The 15,397-nt window shown below is 39.2% G+C and carries 24 protein-coding genes; 18 read left to right on the top strand and 6 right to left on the bottom strand.

The genetic code is table 11. The features are described 5' to 3' along the window. Window positions 1-155: 155 nt before the first annotated feature. The 9 genes from UF75_RS19300 (at window position 156) to UF75_RS29660 (ending at window position 4,946) form a co-directional block, all read left to right on the top strand. Entirely contained in the window at window positions 156-680 is a 525-nt protein-coding gene (locus UF75_RS19300; protein WP_045576195.1) for a hypothetical protein, read from the top strand. 263 nt (window positions 681-943) lie between these two features. Continuing rightward, window positions 944-1,270, top strand: coding sequence for a hypothetical protein (locus tag UF75_RS29290; protein WP_197079466.1), 327 nt, complete (start codon window positions 944-946; stop codon window positions 1,268-1,270). Next, window positions 1,162-1,638: a methyltransferase domain-containing protein gene (locus UF75_RS19295; RefSeq protein ID WP_348983079.1), complete on the top strand. Its 477-nt coding sequence runs from the start codon at window positions 1,162-1,164 to the stop codon at window positions 1,636-1,638. The genes UF75_RS29290 and UF75_RS19295 overlap by 109 nt, the downstream gene beginning before the upstream one ends. 205 nt (window positions 1,639-1,843) lie before the next feature. Then, the gene (locus UF75_RS19290; protein ID WP_045576194.1) at window positions 1,844-2,191 is read left to right on the top strand and encodes a hypothetical protein; all 348 of its coding nucleotides are present in this window, start codon (window positions 1,844-1,846) and stop codon (window positions 2,189-2,191) included. Window positions 2,192-2,520: 329 nt separating this feature from the next. After that, complete coding sequence (locus tag UF75_RS19285) at window positions 2,521-2,766, top strand: hypothetical protein (RefSeq protein WP_045576193.1); 246 nt, start codon at window positions 2,521-2,523, stop codon at window positions 2,764-2,766. Then, the gene (locus UF75_RS29285; protein WP_197079465.1) at window positions 2,766-3,194 is read left to right on the top strand and encodes a hypothetical protein; all 429 of its coding nucleotides are present in this window, start codon (window positions 2,766-2,768) and stop codon (window positions 3,192-3,194) included. Before UF75_RS19285 ends, UF75_RS29285 begins: the two co-directional genes overlap by 1 nt. Window positions 3,195-3,261: 67 nt before the next feature. After that, a complete protein-coding gene (locus tag UF75_RS19275) occupies window positions 3,262-3,756 on the top strand; it encodes a DinB family protein (RefSeq protein WP_045576192.1) in 495 nt (164 codons plus the stop codon). A 267-nt stretch (window positions 3,757-4,023) separates the two neighbouring features. Further along, window positions 4,024-4,641 carry a lysozyme inhibitor LprI family protein gene (locus UF75_RS19270; protein WP_052693442.1) on the top strand — a complete coding sequence of 206 codons (618 nt, stop codon included), beginning with the start codon at window positions 4,024-4,026 and terminating at the stop codon, window positions 4,639-4,641. Between the two features lie 116 nt (window positions 4,642-4,757). After that, window positions 4,758-4,946, top strand: coding sequence for a hypothetical protein (locus UF75_RS29660; RefSeq protein ID WP_207642489.1), 189 nt, complete (start codon window positions 4,758-4,760; stop codon window positions 4,944-4,946). A gap of 232 nt (window positions 4,947-5,178) precedes the next feature. On the opposite strand, the gene UF75_RS19260 is transcribed toward UF75_RS29660, so the two are convergent. The 3 genes from UF75_RS19260 to UF75_RS19250 all read right to left on the bottom strand — a co-directional run bounded on the left by UF75_RS19260 (window position 5,179) and on the right by UF75_RS19250 (window position 6,487). Continuing rightward, window positions 5,179-5,463, bottom strand: coding sequence for an AbrB/MazE/SpoVT family DNA-binding domain-containing protein (locus tag UF75_RS19260; RefSeq protein WP_045576190.1), 285 nt, complete (start codon window positions 5,461-5,463; stop codon window positions 5,179-5,181). A 473-nt stretch (window positions 5,464-5,936) separates the two neighbouring features. Then, a complete protein-coding gene (locus UF75_RS19255) occupies window positions 5,937-6,248 on the bottom strand; it encodes a type II toxin-antitoxin system PemK/MazF family toxin (RefSeq protein ID WP_045576189.1) in 312 nt (103 codons plus the stop codon). A 17-nt stretch (window positions 6,249-6,265) separates the two neighbouring features. After that, window positions 6,266-6,487, bottom strand: a complete 222-nt coding sequence (locus tag UF75_RS19250) for a hypothetical protein (protein ID WP_045576188.1) — start codon at window positions 6,485-6,487, stop codon at window positions 6,266-6,268. A 382-nt stretch (window positions 6,488-6,869) separates the two neighbouring features. Between UF75_RS19250 and UF75_RS30365 the strand changes: the two genes are divergently transcribed. Further along, window positions 6,870-7,280 (top strand): hypothetical protein, encoded by a 411-nt coding sequence (locus tag UF75_RS30365; RefSeq protein WP_242860342.1) that lies wholly within the window; start codon window positions 6,870-6,872, stop codon window positions 7,278-7,280. Window positions 7,281-7,293: 13 nt separating this feature from the next. Beyond that, a complete protein-coding gene (locus UF75_RS30360; RefSeq protein WP_242860343.1) occupies window positions 7,294-7,785 on the top strand; it encodes a transposase in 492 nt (163 codons plus the stop codon). On the opposite strand, the gene UF75_RS19240 is transcribed toward UF75_RS30360, so the two are convergent. After that, complete coding sequence (locus UF75_RS19240; RefSeq protein ID WP_045576186.1) at window positions 7,677-8,543, bottom strand: type II toxin-antitoxin system PemK/MazF family toxin; 867 nt, start codon at window positions 8,541-8,543, stop codon at window positions 7,677-7,679. The genes UF75_RS30360 and UF75_RS19240 overlap by 109 nt on opposite strands. Window positions 8,544-9,173: 630 nt before the next feature. Between UF75_RS19240 and UF75_RS19230 the strand changes: the two genes are divergently transcribed. Continuing rightward, window positions 9,174-9,479: a hypothetical protein gene (locus tag UF75_RS19230; RefSeq protein ID WP_045576184.1), complete on the top strand. Its 306-nt coding sequence runs from the start codon at window positions 9,174-9,176 to the stop codon at window positions 9,477-9,479. Between the two features lie 233 nt (window positions 9,480-9,712). On the opposite strand, the gene UF75_RS19225 is transcribed toward UF75_RS19230, so the two are convergent. Both UF75_RS19225 and UF75_RS19220 read right to left on the bottom strand, forming a co-directional pair. Then, the gene (locus tag UF75_RS19225; RefSeq protein WP_045576183.1) at window positions 9,713-10,135 is read right to left on the bottom strand and encodes a DUF6773 family protein; all 423 of its coding nucleotides are present in this window, start codon (window positions 10,133-10,135) and stop codon (window positions 9,713-9,715) included. Continuing rightward, a complete protein-coding gene (locus tag UF75_RS19220) occupies window positions 10,132-10,335 on the bottom strand; it encodes a helix-turn-helix transcriptional regulator (protein WP_045576182.1) in 204 nt (67 codons plus the stop codon). Before UF75_RS19220 ends, UF75_RS19225 begins: the two co-directional genes overlap by 4 nt. Before the next feature lie 315 nt (window positions 10,336-10,650). Between UF75_RS19220 and UF75_RS19215 the strand changes: the two genes are divergently transcribed. From UF75_RS19215 to UF75_RS19190, 6 genes are all read left to right on the top strand, one after another. Next, window positions 10,651-11,328 carry a sigma-70 family RNA polymerase sigma factor gene (locus UF75_RS19215; protein WP_045576181.1) on the top strand — a complete coding sequence of 226 codons (678 nt, stop codon included), beginning with the start codon at window positions 10,651-10,653 and terminating at the stop codon, window positions 11,326-11,328. Between the two features lie 93 nt (window positions 11,329-11,421). Then, window positions 11,422-11,868: an L-2-amino-thiazoline-4-carboxylic acid hydrolase gene (locus UF75_RS19210; RefSeq protein ID WP_045576180.1), complete on the top strand. Its 447-nt coding sequence runs from the start codon at window positions 11,422-11,424 to the stop codon at window positions 11,866-11,868. Between the two features lie 71 nt (window positions 11,869-11,939). Then, window positions 11,940-12,869: a hypothetical protein gene (locus tag UF75_RS19205; protein WP_045576179.1), complete on the top strand. Its 930-nt coding sequence runs from the start codon at window positions 11,940-11,942 to the stop codon at window positions 12,867-12,869. A gap of 328 nt (window positions 12,870-13,197) precedes the next feature. Then, window positions 13,198-13,398, top strand: a complete 201-nt coding sequence (locus UF75_RS19200; protein ID WP_045576178.1) for a hypothetical protein — start codon at window positions 13,198-13,200, stop codon at window positions 13,396-13,398. A 323-nt stretch (window positions 13,399-13,721) separates the two neighbouring features. Continuing rightward, the gene (locus UF75_RS19195) at window positions 13,722-14,639 is read left to right on the top strand and encodes a class I SAM-dependent methyltransferase (protein ID WP_045576177.1); all 918 of its coding nucleotides are present in this window, start codon (window positions 13,722-13,724) and stop codon (window positions 14,637-14,639) included. Window positions 14,640-14,954: 315 nt separating this feature from the next. Further along, window positions 14,955-15,278: a hypothetical protein gene (locus UF75_RS19190; RefSeq protein WP_045576176.1), complete on the top strand. Its 324-nt coding sequence runs from the start codon at window positions 14,955-14,957 to the stop codon at window positions 15,276-15,278. The last annotated feature ends 119 nt before the right edge of the window (window positions 15,279-15,397 follow it).

The following is a 15,397-nucleotide window of genomic DNA, read 5'->3' as shown; positions in this document are numbered from 1 at the left end:
TATTGTTCTTGCCCGCGGCCGAAGTAATTGCTTATTTCTACAAGTAGTGACGACTTCATCTAACAGAGGGTTTGCAACATCGGAGAGGATATGAATGTAGTAACCCGACGTCGCAAACCCTCAGAACGTTAGACGAAACGCACGGAGGTGTATATTTGATTAATACGGATGAGTTTGTAGACTTTTTGGATGAAGTTGAAAGCATTGCAGAGGAAAATTTAAAGATTGTACTTTCTTCTATACTAAATGGGGGTAATTGGTTGCTTCGGAATGCACCAGATATTGTTCGGTTTTCTAAGGAAAAAGAACAAACCTTGGTTCAGAATGTTCAACACATGCTGCTTAAACAAGCTTTGACTTCTCTCCGTGCAACGAATTTGCTATGCCTGCGTGGTTACACTAGCCAAGCTGCATCTGTAGCGAGTGGCTTATTCGAACTGCGGCTTTATTCGAATTTTATCGGTCTTGAAAACTCACGAGCGGAAGAGTTCCTGAATCACTCTAACTCACAGGATTTTGTCTGGCGGCCTAAGAAGATGATTCGTCATGAAGTTGAATCACGCATTGATCTGTTTTCTAAAAACTGTGATGAAGCGACTATGAAGAAGATAACTCGACCAAGGCTACAATTCTCATTACAGCAAATAACTCAACTTTCTATATTACACGGAATGTCATGATGACAGTAAATGATGAATCTGCTGAATGGCAAAAATGGTTTACTAATCTTAATTTTAAATGGGTTGAGGTGGCCAAATCATCAAAACTTGGTTTATCTAATCTTGGTTCTATGCCTTTTCCCACCATAATGAAGTGACGGCGCTTCGTCTAACAGCGTATTCCCGACACTTGGTAATATGCATGTAATATGGCGCGTCGGGAATACGCGGAACGTTATCCGAAAGACCTCGCGTGAAAACAAATTCTTTGGGGAGTGGATTTAGTGGCAGTCGACCATCGTGAGATTTATGATTTCAAAGCGCAGCAATACGAACGCCTAATTCTCAGAGAGGATTACTTAAAGAGCATACCAAAAGCCCTACACGAAATCTGCACATTTACCAACAAAGACATCTTAGATTTAGGAGCCGGTACCGGTCGATTAACGTGTTTGTTGGCCCCAGTTGCCAAATCGGTAGGCGCCTTTGATCTTCAAAACCCATGCTCGATATCACAGCAGATAAACTGCGAAAGATGGGGCAACAAAACTGGAAGATTGGGGTGGCTGACCACACCGTACTCCCGGTTGACGACCATAGTGCAGACATAGTGGTTGCAGGTTGGAGCATCTGCTATGTCGCACAGTCTGGGGTTGAAAACTGGAAGAATAACGTTCTGAAAATTATGGCCGAAGTCAAACGGGTTTTAAGGGCTGGAGGCACATTCGTTATATTAGAGACGCTCGGAACAGGGTATGAGGAACCTGATCCACCTTCTTTCCTCGAAGGATACTATCAGATGTTGAGAAATTATGGCTTCTCCCACTCGTGGATAAGGACAGACTACCAATTTGACACTGTTGAAGAAGCTGAAGAGCTAAGCAGATTTTTCTTTGGTGATGAATTGGCAGAGCATATCGTGAACCAAAGACTCACCATTGTCCCGGAATGTACAGGTATATGGTGGCTAGGATATTGAATGTCAGTCTTTGGGGGCGAGGTCCATCGGATAACTGAGGGTTTGCAACATCGGTGAGAATATGAACGTAGTAACCCGACGTCGCAAACCCTCGGGACGTTCTACGACATATCGTGCAAAGGCCGCGCCATCCTTGGCGCGAACGGAAGGATTTTGTAGGATTACTTTGGCGAAGATTATTATTTGTTATCGTGGAGGTAGGCTAATGGAGTGTAATATAGAATTTTGGAATGCGCTAGATAGAATCGTTGCAAATTCTGAAATTATTATCGATAGACCAAAAGGAACAAGACATCCGAAGTATCCAGATATTCTTTATGAAGTAGATTACGGGTATTTGAAAGATACTTCGTCTATGGATGGCGGAGGCATTGATATTTGGAAAGGTACACATAATGAACAGAAAATTGATGCAATAATCTGTATTGTAGACTTGATGAAAAGAGATTCGGAAATTAAGATACTGATTGGTTGCACCAAAGAAGAAAATGAAAGGATCTTTCATTTACACAATGATTCAGAATATATGAAGGGTATCTTAATATATAGATAATGAGCAAATCATGGTAACTTAGGGTAACATCTTTATAATAATATATTTTAAGAAGTTTTGCCGGTAGGGTTTAAGGCAGCGCCGTCCGTGGCGCTGTCTGAGTCACGGGGCACGATACGTCGTAGAACAGCGTATTCCCAAAATCCGAGAGAATATGAACGTAATAACCAGACTTCGGGAATACGCGGAACGTTATACGAAATCAGGTGCAGGAGGACGCGCGTCCATGCGCTAAATATTTGGAGTGGCTTTCAAGATGATTCTTTGATTGTAAGTAACATGATATAATGGGATTATATTGATATTGAATTAATGAGGTGATGTATTTAATGAAATGGGAGGAAGTCAGAAAAATATATCCTGACAGATTTGTAAAAATTCAGATACTAAAGGCTCATATTGAAGATAATGTACGGTACATCGATGATCTGGCAGTAGTGAAGGCATTTGATGATGAGAGGGAAGCAACAAGAGAGTTAGTACGCACAAAAGACGATGAACTAGTTTATCACACCGGAAAAGAAAAGCTTGAGGTACAGATTAAGCAAATATTTGGATTTAGAGGAGCAATCTAATGAATATGAAGTTTCAGGATGGGCTTTTGTTTACCTCTATCCAATTATCTTTTCGTGGGAATACAAAAGTAATTGAAAATATTGTGATTGATACTGGAGCTGCAGAAACAATAATATCCCCGGATGCAGTTGAAGATATAGGGATTTTTGCTGAATTAGAAGACAACGTGAATTCATTTTATGGTGTTGGAGGAAGTTTAGTGAAGGAGTTATTTGAGGAGCCGCTGTCCATGGCGGCTTCTATCGATTCGATAAGTATGTCAACTGCCGGTCCCATTTATCGTCTAGTTATCGGAAAAGACAAAAATGGTCGTTCGGTTGCAGTATGGGTAGACAATGACATAGTGTATTCAATTTATATGGATCAAGGTATTTCTAAGGATAAAGTGGTTGGGACTCGTCGGGAATTCACGGGACGTTATCTGTAATGCCTAGGTCTATGTTTTAGGGGTATTATTACTTTAATATGACTGAATAGCTGGGAGGGAAATACGGTTGTCAACTCGAAAAGAAATTTTACTTACACAGTTGAGGTCTTGCCGGGATCAGGACGGATGGTTTGCTCCGTTGAGCGTTGCTCTTCGAGGACTAACTTCAGAACAGGCTGCCCAAAATGTTGGGGAATCTACAAATTCAATCTTTGGTATAATTCATCACCTAGTATTTTGGAATGAACGTTACTTGCAAAGGTTTAAGGACAGTAGTTTATCGCCTCTTAAAATGTCCAACGCTGAGACGTTTGTTAAAGATTCCGGTAAAATTGTAGAGAGCTGGGATGATTTGCAGCAGAGATTAGATAACCTATTTGTCCAATGGGAAGAGGCCATAATCAAGTGCGATGATGCGAAGTTGGATAGTCGGACTCACCCAGATAGAGATGAATCTTGGTGGAACTCATTAGCCCATTTGGCAATTCACAATGCACATCACATAGGACAAATTGTCTACATTCGAAAAGAACAAGGTTTATGGGAAACATGGTTCGAATGAGGTGGAAACAGTTATAATGTCAGACTATCCGAATAAATCATGATAATGAACTTCTCGTTATTCATAATGCCGATAGTTGTAGGGACGAGCTCTATTCAAGATATATTTCTTGGTCATGCTAGCAAAGATTTGCCAGCACTACAGATAACAGAGGGTTTCGCGACATCGGAGCAAATATGAATGTAGTAACCGACGTCGCAAACCCGGACGTTATACGCAATAGGCCTGCCGGGGTCGCCTGGAAAATACTTTTATTGGAGGATTTTTATGCAGAGAATTATTAGATTTTGCATTCTGATTGCTGTCAGTTTTTTACTTGTATCATGCGGAAAAGTAGCAGTTGGTACTGCGCAGCCCCAAAACGGTAGTCCCTCTCCAGAAGCAGATCAACAAGTAGTCAATGGTGAGCGAGTTCAAGTTAGTGGTTCTGGTAATTATGGAGTATATGATATGACGGGTAAGCTTGTAGATAAACTAAATAACAATCCGATTGATCTCGATTATGAAGTTGAGTTCAAGGAGTTGAATCAATCCAAAAACTTTTCAACATTTGCTGAGGTCGAGCTTGAGTCAAAGTATATTAAATTGTGGGATACAGAGTTGAATGCTATATATAATAAACTACTCTCGAAGTTGAACCCAAAAGAGAAAGAGGTATTAATTGAGTCACAAAAGGGTTGGCTACAGTATCATATGAAAGAATCGGAATTCGTTAACCAAGTGTTTAATTTGCGAGACTCAGGCCCAGTTTTCGGTAGCCAGGGTAGAGTCCAGATGCCACAAGCAATTAAAGGAAGAATTCGTGAGAGAACACTGGAGTTGATGGAGTATTACTCACTCCTTGGAAATGATGTACAATTTGTATTTAGAAGCACAAAAAAATGACCTCCAGCAATGCTTAAGAGAAGGCCTACAGCGTATAACAGAGGGTTTGCGACATCGGAGAGAATATGCTGTACAGTGAGATCATTGGGAGGACATAAGGGGTGTAGCGGCTGTGCATGCGCGGCTCCGGGGGGCATACGGCATCGTACAACACGGTATTTGCAACACTAGCAATGATGGATGCGGTTGGGACGCGTCGCAAATACCCACAACGTTATCTGAAAGTCGGCGGAAAGAAAAGAAAAAAAATTAGCCGCTGGGGCTACTTTGGTGGGAAAACTTCGTCATGGGTTCCGATTACATAAAGCGTGTTAATCTGATCGTTTCCATCAGAAGTTACTTCAATGATAATTCTTACCGACATATTAACACTGATTTCATAGAAGTTATCCGTCCCTTGAATTTTTTTATAGCGTAAAGAGGGATGGTTGGGATCGGAGATGAATAACTCAATAGCTTTTTCTGCTTGTTTGAAAGACTTTCGGTCGAGTTGTTTAAACTGCTTATCGAATTTTCGAGTAGATTTAAAGCGTCTGGTCATTGTTTAATATCGTCAAGAAATTCGCTAATGGTCTTAAACTCGCGAACATTAGCGGAATCAACATCATTTTTGGCTTCAAGCATATCGTTTTGAGTAGTTTCGGACCAGAAGTAGGCTTGGCTAGAAGGGACAACCTTCATTGGTTCAATAATAATTTTATTGTTATCTATCCGAATATCGAGTACATCGCCTTCATTAATATTGAGTTGCTCTCTGATGTCTCTTGGAAGGCTTATAATGTTTCGTTTTTGAACGAAAATTTTGTGGAAGGCAATTGACATGATTGTCACCCCTTTAATAATTTACAATTACAGTATATGCGTAATCACGTAATAGTGCAATTGTTAGAAGAGATTGTTTTATTGGGGTATTCCTATGGAGCGCCGACCTTCAGATAACAACGCATTCCCAAAATCTGAGAGGATATGAAAGTAGTAACCCGACGTCGCAAACCCTCGGGACGTTATCTGCAATCCTAATTGATTTATAGGGATAGAATATCTGAATATCTTTGCTTTCACGGGCAGGATGAATGGCGCTACAGGAACACCCAGAACGTTAGGCGAAATGTCCTATCCAAGCATTCTTATCCTGCTTCTTTAAGAACGATTTGAATGTGATTATGAATCTTGCGTAGGGGAATGAGAAAAGACCCCCAGCATGGGAGGTCTTAAGGAATTTTAGTCCATATTTTGTTGATCCATGCACAATCCAATGTAGATTGCTTCATCAACTTCATCCATCTTTTCGGGGCTTAATTTTCCAGTCCAGCACACCAAACATTATTTTCTTCGAATAAAGTCCTTCTTACGGGATAAGGTTGTGCGCAAACAACATAAGATTCTATTTTTAATAATGTAGTTCCTTTTTCTATGGTGACATTTGTAAGAAAGCCTTTACTTTCAGCATCGCTCGTTATTAATAAAACTTCAACAGTATCATAATCTTTAAAATATTCTCCTTCTTGAAGAACTAAAACGAATTTCGACTTTCCGTCGGGATATCTTCGATCAAAAGTATATGGGAATTTAATAAAGTATATTTCTCCCCTAAGGAGCTCTGCCACTACACTTTCTCCCCATATCACTTGATTGTTTTATATGTTTCTTCTTCTAAATCTTTAAAATGTTCATTGTATTTTTGCACTTCGCTCTTTGTTGCTTGGTGTCGTAAATCCGTTCTCTGTTTTCTAACCTCGGCTCGTTGTTTTAAGTTGTCAGTCTTAGAGGTTTTATAGATAGGTTCTTGCAAAGCAGGAAACATATCTTCTCCCTCCTTACTAATTTTATCTACTTCCTTGTCCATATCATATCACCTTCCGAATAGATGTTCAATTATATTATGCCCAATTTTACCAATTTAGAAGGTGATAATGACATAGTTGTAGAATGATGTAAAATGTTAGGAGGAAAGGATTAAAGCTATCCTCCTAAGAGAGGACACTCCGCCTAACAGAGGGTTTGCAACATCGGTGAGGATATAAATGTTTTAACCCGACCGTTGTTTTGCAACTAAAATAAGTAGAAAACACTTCTCTTAGCCCGATGTTACGGGCTATTTTAATGTCAATATTTTCGGATTATTATGTTATATAATGTTGTGTATTGTAATATAATACCTTTGAATGAAGGTGTTTGCTATGTTTCTTAAAAAGAGTGTTAGTAACGGAAGGGTGTTCCTATCCTTCGTGCAAGGTTACCGCATTGATGGTAAGGTTAAGCATAAAACCATAGAAAAAATCGGTTATCTTGATGAATTAGAAAAAGTTTATGACGATCCCATTGACTACTTTAAGTCTGTTGCAGAAGAACGGAATCGATCTGCTCCTGCCGAGACAATAGAAGTTGCTGTTAACCAGCGCCTTACAGATAATACATCGTCCAGAAAAAATCTGGGATATGCCATTCCAAAGCGCATTTATTCCCTCCTTGCCATCAATACTTTTCTTCAGAATAAGCAGAAACACCTGAGCATCGAATACAACCTAAACAGTATTTTCAGCCTCCTCATCTATAACCGGTTTCTTTTCCCTTCTTCCAAAAAGAAAGCTTTTGATAACCGCGACTGCTACCAGTATCGGGGCTGCTGGATATATTAAAAATATAAAGTTTGTGAAGGAAACCGGTGAAATACCGGACGGAATCAACCTGTCGTTAAATCTTGAAAAGATTACGGAAGAAGAAAAATACGATGGTTATTATTCCATCGTGACGAGCGAAAAGAAGCTATCGGACCGGGAAATCCGCGACATATACAAGGGATTATGGGAAATTGAGGAGTCTTTTAAAATTATTAAGAGTGAATTCAAAGCAAGACCTGTCTATCTCCGAACCGAGAACCACATCAAGGCCCATTTCCTTATCTGTTTTGTTTCACTTCTCATCCTACGTATACTGGAATACAAATTGGATAAAAGATATACTGTTAAGCAAATACGGGAGTCGCTAAGACGTTATTCCTGTTCATACCTTGACCAAAATTACTATCTATTTGATTACAGGAATGAAATCTTGCAGTCGTTGGAGAGAGTTTTCGGCATTGACCTAGGGAATAAGATTATGTCCACATCCCAAATTAAAAAAATATTGCAATACCACAAATAAGGTCTGAATATACAACATAAATATACCAAAAAATAAAGCTCTGTAGTCCGCATAAATGCTGGACTGACAGAGCTTTTTATCATATTTTTACTGCAAAATTCAGGATATATGTCGTGACAAGACGTTATGTTACTTTTTTCAAGAAATCTCTTGAAATATAAATAGGCAATTTTATCCTCAATTTCTTTCATTTTGTCATCATCTAATTTAAATGTGCTAAATTTATCGCCCATTCCTCTAGGATTATAAATTCTCATCTTACTTAATGCACAGATTTGACCAATTTGTGCTACACTGCCTTTTTGTAATTTAGTCAATTCTTTTTCTAATTTTGATAAGGTGTTTTCTAATCTAGAAAATTCCAATCCGTTACTCTTTCTCACTTCAATTTTACTTGATATATCTATAATACTACTTTCAATCTTCTTAATATCATCTTTAAAAATACCATAGCCTAAAAACACTTCATAATTTTCATCAATAGATTCAGGTTTCTGATTATTAGGCAAAGATTCCAATGGAACAACCATCAAAACCTTATTGGATTTGGCGTTTTTATGATCTAAAACGATACAATAATGTAATCCACCTTGTTCACTTCCAATTTTAAAACCTAAATTGGCTTCAACTGCACAACCCCTATCATATCGCAATAAATCTAAATAAGGGAAAGAACTTTCATTCTTCAAATAATCGGCTCCCCATTCATTTATCCAAAAAGTCAATTTTTCAGCCTTATCTAAAGTCATATTACTCATTATAGTGTCTTTCAATTGATATAAACACTTTATCAAGATTTGTAGACAAATCATTTGAGTTATTTACCTTTACTAGATCAACCCCAATTTTTCTGCTTTTTCTCTCCACTATAAACATCAACCTCCATTTCTATCCAATAATCTTCGACAGAATAGAGGGATTTCCTTTATGATATGGAAATTATTATATATATTCACTTTAAAAGGACATAGTTTATCTCCAACTTTTCTTGCAAGTATTCTTACAAGACGGATACTCCGCCTAACAGCGTATTCCCAAAATCTGAGAGAAGATGGATGTAGTAACCAGACTTCGGGAATACGCGGGACGTTACGCGAAAGAATGTGCGTATCTATGTATATTCATAGGATGTTAAGAAACGAATGATTGGGGGTCGTCATTCTGAATTTCGTTAAGTTCATTAGAAATCCAAAGTTCATTGCAATTTTCGCGATTGTAATTCTATTCATTTCAATTAATGCTATTATCAGCTCTTTGGATAAAGCACTTAACGAACCTGGTGGCAAGACCCATACGGAGATGATGCTGTGGAAGTCACCCGGTTATCCAGATGAGCCTTATTTAAATTTTTTGAATTTGAAATTTATCCAAATCCCGAAAACATACAAGTGATCTACAAGATACAAAACAAATCTGATAAAACTACAATTGTTGGTAATTCAATAGATCTAGGTGTGGTTAGAGCAGATGAAAACACGATTGGGGATCCTGGTTCATTAATTTGGCGTTGGTCAGAAAATCATAGTGAAGGTGAATTTACGAAAACAGGCCTAGCCCCAGGGGAAATATATAAAAAGGAAATAGTCATAGATAGGAAAGAAATAGATATCGAATCTCAATATTACATAAATGCTTATTACAATGGGCAGCTCGTATCTCAATATAAAATAATTGAAGGGCTATACGATAAATAAGCTTGTATCTGGGGGCACATTCCATCGCGTAACAGCGAATTCCCAAAATCTGAGATAATATAAAAGCAGTAACCAGACTTCGGGAATTCACAGAACGTTATATGACAGATGGCGCAAAAACCGGCCATCCATGGCCGGATGATTGAAAGTAGGATAATTTTCTGGCCATAAAAAAGACAGTGCAACCAGCACCATCTCTCTCATAAAATATAACTTCTTTTTAAGGAGTAAGGTTAATCCTCTTTTAACATATCATCGTTCTTTTTGCTTGAAAAATACTGCATTAATAAATTGATTCCATAGAATCCAATACAGAAGATAATCCCACTTATTATTAGTTCAACGGCAGATTTGTTACCAACCCACCAAAAATTAACGATTGAAAACACTACAGTAGCAACGATGGATGACGGTACATTACGTCTCAAGTTAAGTTTATTGGTAAGAAGGCCAGAGCTTACACGTTTAGCTGCCAAAATTAAAGTTACTCCAAAAAACAGTAGTGCTAAATCCCAATATCTTGAAACAGGTTCTTGAAGAATAAACTGCCTATATAACAAATCCAGCAAAACTCCAAAATATAAAATTGTAAATCCTAAGCTAGTTTGTTTGCGCGTTTCTTGAATAATTCTTTCATCTTGAATTTTTCTTTTCATTGATCTTCCTCCTTTATCCAAAATAAGTCGTCTAGGGTTTTATTTAAGGAATAACAAATAGCTAAACATAACTTTAATGAAGGATTATAGTTACCTTTTTCAATTAAATTGATAGTCTGTCGGGTAACTCCTATAGCATCCGCCAATTGTTGTTGAGTTAGGTCAAGCTCCATCCGAGCTAATTTAATGCGATTTATCAAACCCTAGTTCACCTCCACATCAATATTGTAATATATACATTACAAATGTCAAATATATATTACTAATGCTATTTGAAAGAAATATAATATTTGCTTGACTATTAAGAATGAAAGAAGTTGCCCTCCATGGCAACTTCTGAATATGGGGGCTCCATCCATCACATAACAGCGTATTCCCAAAATCTGAGAGAATATGAAAGTAGTAAGCAGACTTCGGAAATACGCAGGACGTTAGGCGACAGACACTTTCTTATAAGTGGCGCTATGTAGGTAGTCTTTCTTGGAGTAGATTTTATGGATAAGTGAGGTTTACCGATGTCCCTACTCGATAATATCGTAAAAGACTACGGAAAATTGGTATCGGCGATTTGCTATCGAATGATTCAAAACGAGGAACATGCTAAAGACGCCACACAAGAGGTGTGGCTAGAAATTGTAAAAAGCCTTCCCTCTTTTGAGGGAAAATCAAAGCTGTCGACTTGGATTTATACGATTGCTTCTCGTGTTGTTGCGAATTATGCAAAAAACGAAAAGATATACAATGTTAGATATTTGCAGAAATACTTTCATGGACAGGAGTTAGAGGCACCTATACTTGAAGACTATGACAAACGCCTGTGGATTAAGGAGATGTGTGATAAATGTTTAACTGGAGTATTGCACTGCCTGGATAACGATACTAGACTTGTATACATATTCCGTGATGTAGTACAGCTATCCTATGAGGATATTGCTCATATTTTGGACAAAGATCACGTCTCTGTTAGGAAAACAGTGTCTCGATGCCGGAGAAAGTTAAGGAACTTCTTAACCGATGAATGTTCCTTATATAATTCTGCGGGTAAATGCAAATGCCGCATGAATAAGCTGGTCACTGAAGTAGACCTTCCTAAAGAATATCAAAGACTGGGCAAGTTGGTATCTGTAGTTAACGTGTGTCTCGGATCGGAAAAGGTATTGCCACGAAAAAATTACTGGTTAAATCTAACCTAATATGTCACAAAGTCTGTGGCACTCCCCACTAATTTTAACGTAAGACCGAAACAGCTTAGGTCCTTGCAAAAATTAGTTAGGGGTAAACAACAAATGGATTTGGAAAAAAGGGTGAGAGTACTGGAAAACGTCTACGTAGGAGTTTTGGTAGATGCTGTAAAGCGGTTTAGCGATGAAGGAATTCTTGGGAAGGTAAGAGAAAAGAAGCGTTCGGAACAAATGTTGTTCGGTAATGAAAAAGCCAAACAGTTTGGAATCGAAAAACAGGAAGATGTGTTTTCGTGGGTGTCCGAGATTTTTAACTGCGCTGTGTGGGAAATAAGTCAAGAACCATACGGATTTTCAGCCGAGACTAGCGCTTGTAAACTTTGTGCTTTGGCAAAAAGGCTAAGCACAGAAAGCCCATGCAACTTATATTGCCTTGATGTCATGGAGGGAATGGTAAAAGGACTTGCCCCAAAAGGTAAATTTATTGTTAGGGAAACTCTGTGGGGTGGGCAGAAGTGTAAAATAGATGTAATAAATCATTCTGTCGGGTAAAAGGAAAGTAGCTCTCACGGGTCAAGAAAGTGTCCATCGCCTAACAGAGGGTTTAGCGACACTTTGCAAAGATGAAAGCGGTTGTGACGCGTCGCAAACCCTCGGGACGTTATGTGACATCTAAGCCTTATAGGGGTGAGAAAGGGGATAAAATGAAAAGAGAGATGATTGATTCTAAAATTAGAGTAATACTTATCATGATATTTCTTATTTGGATATGTCTATTTCTAACCTCATGCTCGACTAAGGATAATAATCTTTCATTGACACAGGGGGGTGAATCCAATCAACAGAATGAGGTTTCTATAGCAAAAAAAGAAAAGAAGGTCGTAGGATCTTGGGATGAGTTTAATGCCTCTGACCTTCCGCTTATATCATCAATACCAGAGAGAAATATATATCTTTATGGGAAAAAGCCCACGGGAGTAGTGCTGTGTATTGAAGGTAGGGAGCATTATTATGATTGGGAATACCTTACAACGAGGTTTATCCTACCCAGAATGCAGGTAAGCGATTTTGACTCTGACGGAAAGGATGAGTTAGCAGTTATTCTCTATGTCGGTTCAGGGACCCAATATTCTGTAGAAGAATTGCATATTATTGAAATATCGGGAAATGATTATTTTTCTGATCGCCGCTATCAATCTAATAATTATATTTCTCAACTAAATGAACTGGTTAAACTTGAATGTAATGATAAGACAGGTGAATTAATGGCTTATGTCAGCACCAACAATAAGCAATATACCGTAAGTCTTAAGAATTTACAATCAACATTGAATGATACGATTAATAGTAATCAATGTATATTTGGTAATTTCGTACATTTTAGTGTTGAAGGCCAAAAATTGACTGCACGATTTGGATTAGAAACCAGAAGCATGAAATATCAAAGGCAGGTTGTTATCGGTGCTATATATGCGGATGTAGATTACGATGGCGAAGATTTAATTCTGAATAATCTTCGTTTTAATCCAGACGTAGAGCTATTAAACCAGTAAGTATTTGTGATTTTATCGTTAGGGTATTCTTAACCGACGTCACATAACAGCGAATTCCCAAAATCTGAGATGATATGAATGTAGTAACCAGACTTCGGGAATTCGCGGGACGTTAGTGCGCCAAGCGAAGCTTGGTACTTCTTACAAGGTGAAAGTCCTTGCTGGGTAAGGTCTAGCCAACCACCCATATCGAGTGTTGCGTCGAAACTGGTAACAGTAAGGCGAAGCGTACACAGAGAACTATATAGGCCACGGGGAGAACCGTAACTCCTGAAGCATATTCAGCCCCGTTAGCGCGTGTCCGAAAGGACAAAGAGCAGATGGCAACGTGTTTAACGTCACGGAAGCCCAAGCAAAGAAACCGATCTATTGGCAAGGTTTCGGAGGGTCTGTCGGGGTCAGAGAACGTGGCATGTATGGAGAGAAGTATCAGGAACTTGGGAGGAATCCTGTTGCTCCTGCTAAAAGAGCAGGTAGGTCTATCCAATCGAAAAAGAGGACGGCCAATGCATATAGGAGTTCGGATTAACTCATAGTAATCTGAGGACGGGAAAGCCGGCCACGTGGGGAAGGGGTTAACAGGTATGCGTAGTCTGCAAAGGAAACAACTACCGGACATGTAGGGCCGGATAAATGGTGCAAACCTCACTGCAGAGAATAGCAAGAAAGTTATGCACGTGAAGTGCATAACCGATTACGGAAGCGAGCATATCTGAGGAGCCCGGTGCGGTAGTTCCGCACGCCGGGATCTGTGCGGGGTGCGCCGGGTAACCGGCGCGTCTACCGTGACTCTGAAATGTGGCAAATAGCCGTCCATCCATGGCCGGAACGAAAGTTTGGAGGAGATAGATTATGGAAGAAATGCAAGTAAGTCGCACTGCTCTGTTGTCAGCCTATTTTCGAGGTTACCATGCCGAACACGTTAACCCCAAAATATTCAATGACTTTCTGGCCAATAAGTTACTTAAATTTGAGGAATGTAATTCCTTTAATCAGTATTTATTGGCTGGTCTTAAGGCTTTTAACCCAAAACTTGCTGCGTCTTTTTCCGACGAAGCTACTGCTCTGGCGTTTTCTATGCAAATGATGTACGGACCTCCCCAGATTCTTAGTAGAGCACAATATACAGAAGTCCTTCTTGAGGAGGCTATCAAACAAGGGGTATGCCAATATATTATTTTGGGAGCAGGACTGGACAGTTTTGCTTTTAGACATACAGAAATGTTAGAGCAACTTCAGTTATTCGAGGTTGACCATCCAGCTACACAGAATTTCAAACTTAATCGACTTGAAGAATTGAAGTGGGAAATTCCTTCCCAAATGCATTTTGTTCCAGTGGATTTTACTCGAGAAAATTTAGCGCCAGCGCTTACTCAAACATCCTATGACTCCACCGCATTGTCTTTCTTTAGCTGGTTAGGTGTTACATATTACCTATCTTATGATGCAGTATTATCCACTTTACGTAGTATCGCTGACATCTCTCCCGTTGGTAGTATAGTTGTTTTTGATTATCTTGATACTGATGCATTTGACTTAGACAAATCGGCTCCGCGCGTAAAAGGGATGCTGTTATCTGCGAAGCAGATTGGCGAGCAGATGAATATTGGTTTTAACCCTTCTTCATTAAAGGAGGACCTGAAAAAGGTTGGATTGCATCTTCGTGAAGATTTAAGTCCGTCCGATATTCAAAGTCGTTACTTCCAAGGGCGCACGGACAAATATTATGCATTGGAGCATTTGCACTTTGCGTGTGCAGTGGTCGAATAAGATTGTTGTTGAGATTGGATCCTGAATGTAAAAGCACACAACGATAATGAATTATAGGGGTTGCCGTCCGTGGCAACCTCTGAATATGGGGTCGCCACACTTCAGATAACTGAGGGTTTGCAACATCGGAGAATACATATTGGGTAGTAACCCGACGTCGCAAACCCTCGGAACGTTATATGACAGACTGTGCGTAGTTGGAAAGTGTTTAGAGGAATAAATGCCTGTTTGAAACGTCCACTTTTTTACAGTAGAGGCCACAGCAAAGGCCGTTGTAGGTTAAGTATCAGAAAAACATTTTAAGGAGGAGCAACTGTGAAGGATATATTGGACATCATCAGTCGTTGTAAGGAACTGACACCCGAAGAATATAAGGAACTGTGGACTAAATTGGGTCCAGTACAAATCAAGGTGACCGAAAAGGTAGGGGCATGCCCATTTAACGTTGGAGATACTTTTGTTTATTCAACCCCTTACGACAAACCACAGGGCGTTTGTTCAGATTTATTACACGTCTTAGATCTTTATATTTGGAGAGTTTCATTAGGGTTTCCTTCCTGGGAGTCAGATAACCGATTAATTTATCGGATACACTGTCCATCTAAAAAGGGAACGGTATGGGAAATGAAGAAGCTATAAACGAGACAAACTGGTTTCTAGATTTCACCTGAACTGAAGGGGACAGTACTTTAAGAAAGAGGAAATTCGACCGGGCTTGCATCTGGGGGCACAGTCCATTGTCTAACAGAGGGTTTGCA

Source organism: Desulfosporosinus sp. I2 (genome assembly GCF_000960765.1).
Lineage (GTDB): Bacteria > Bacillota > Desulfitobacteriia > Desulfitobacteriales > Desulfitobacteriaceae > Desulfosporosinus.
The sequence above is the reverse complement of the archived record's forward strand: the minus strand, read 5'-3'. Positions and strand labels throughout refer to the sequence as shown.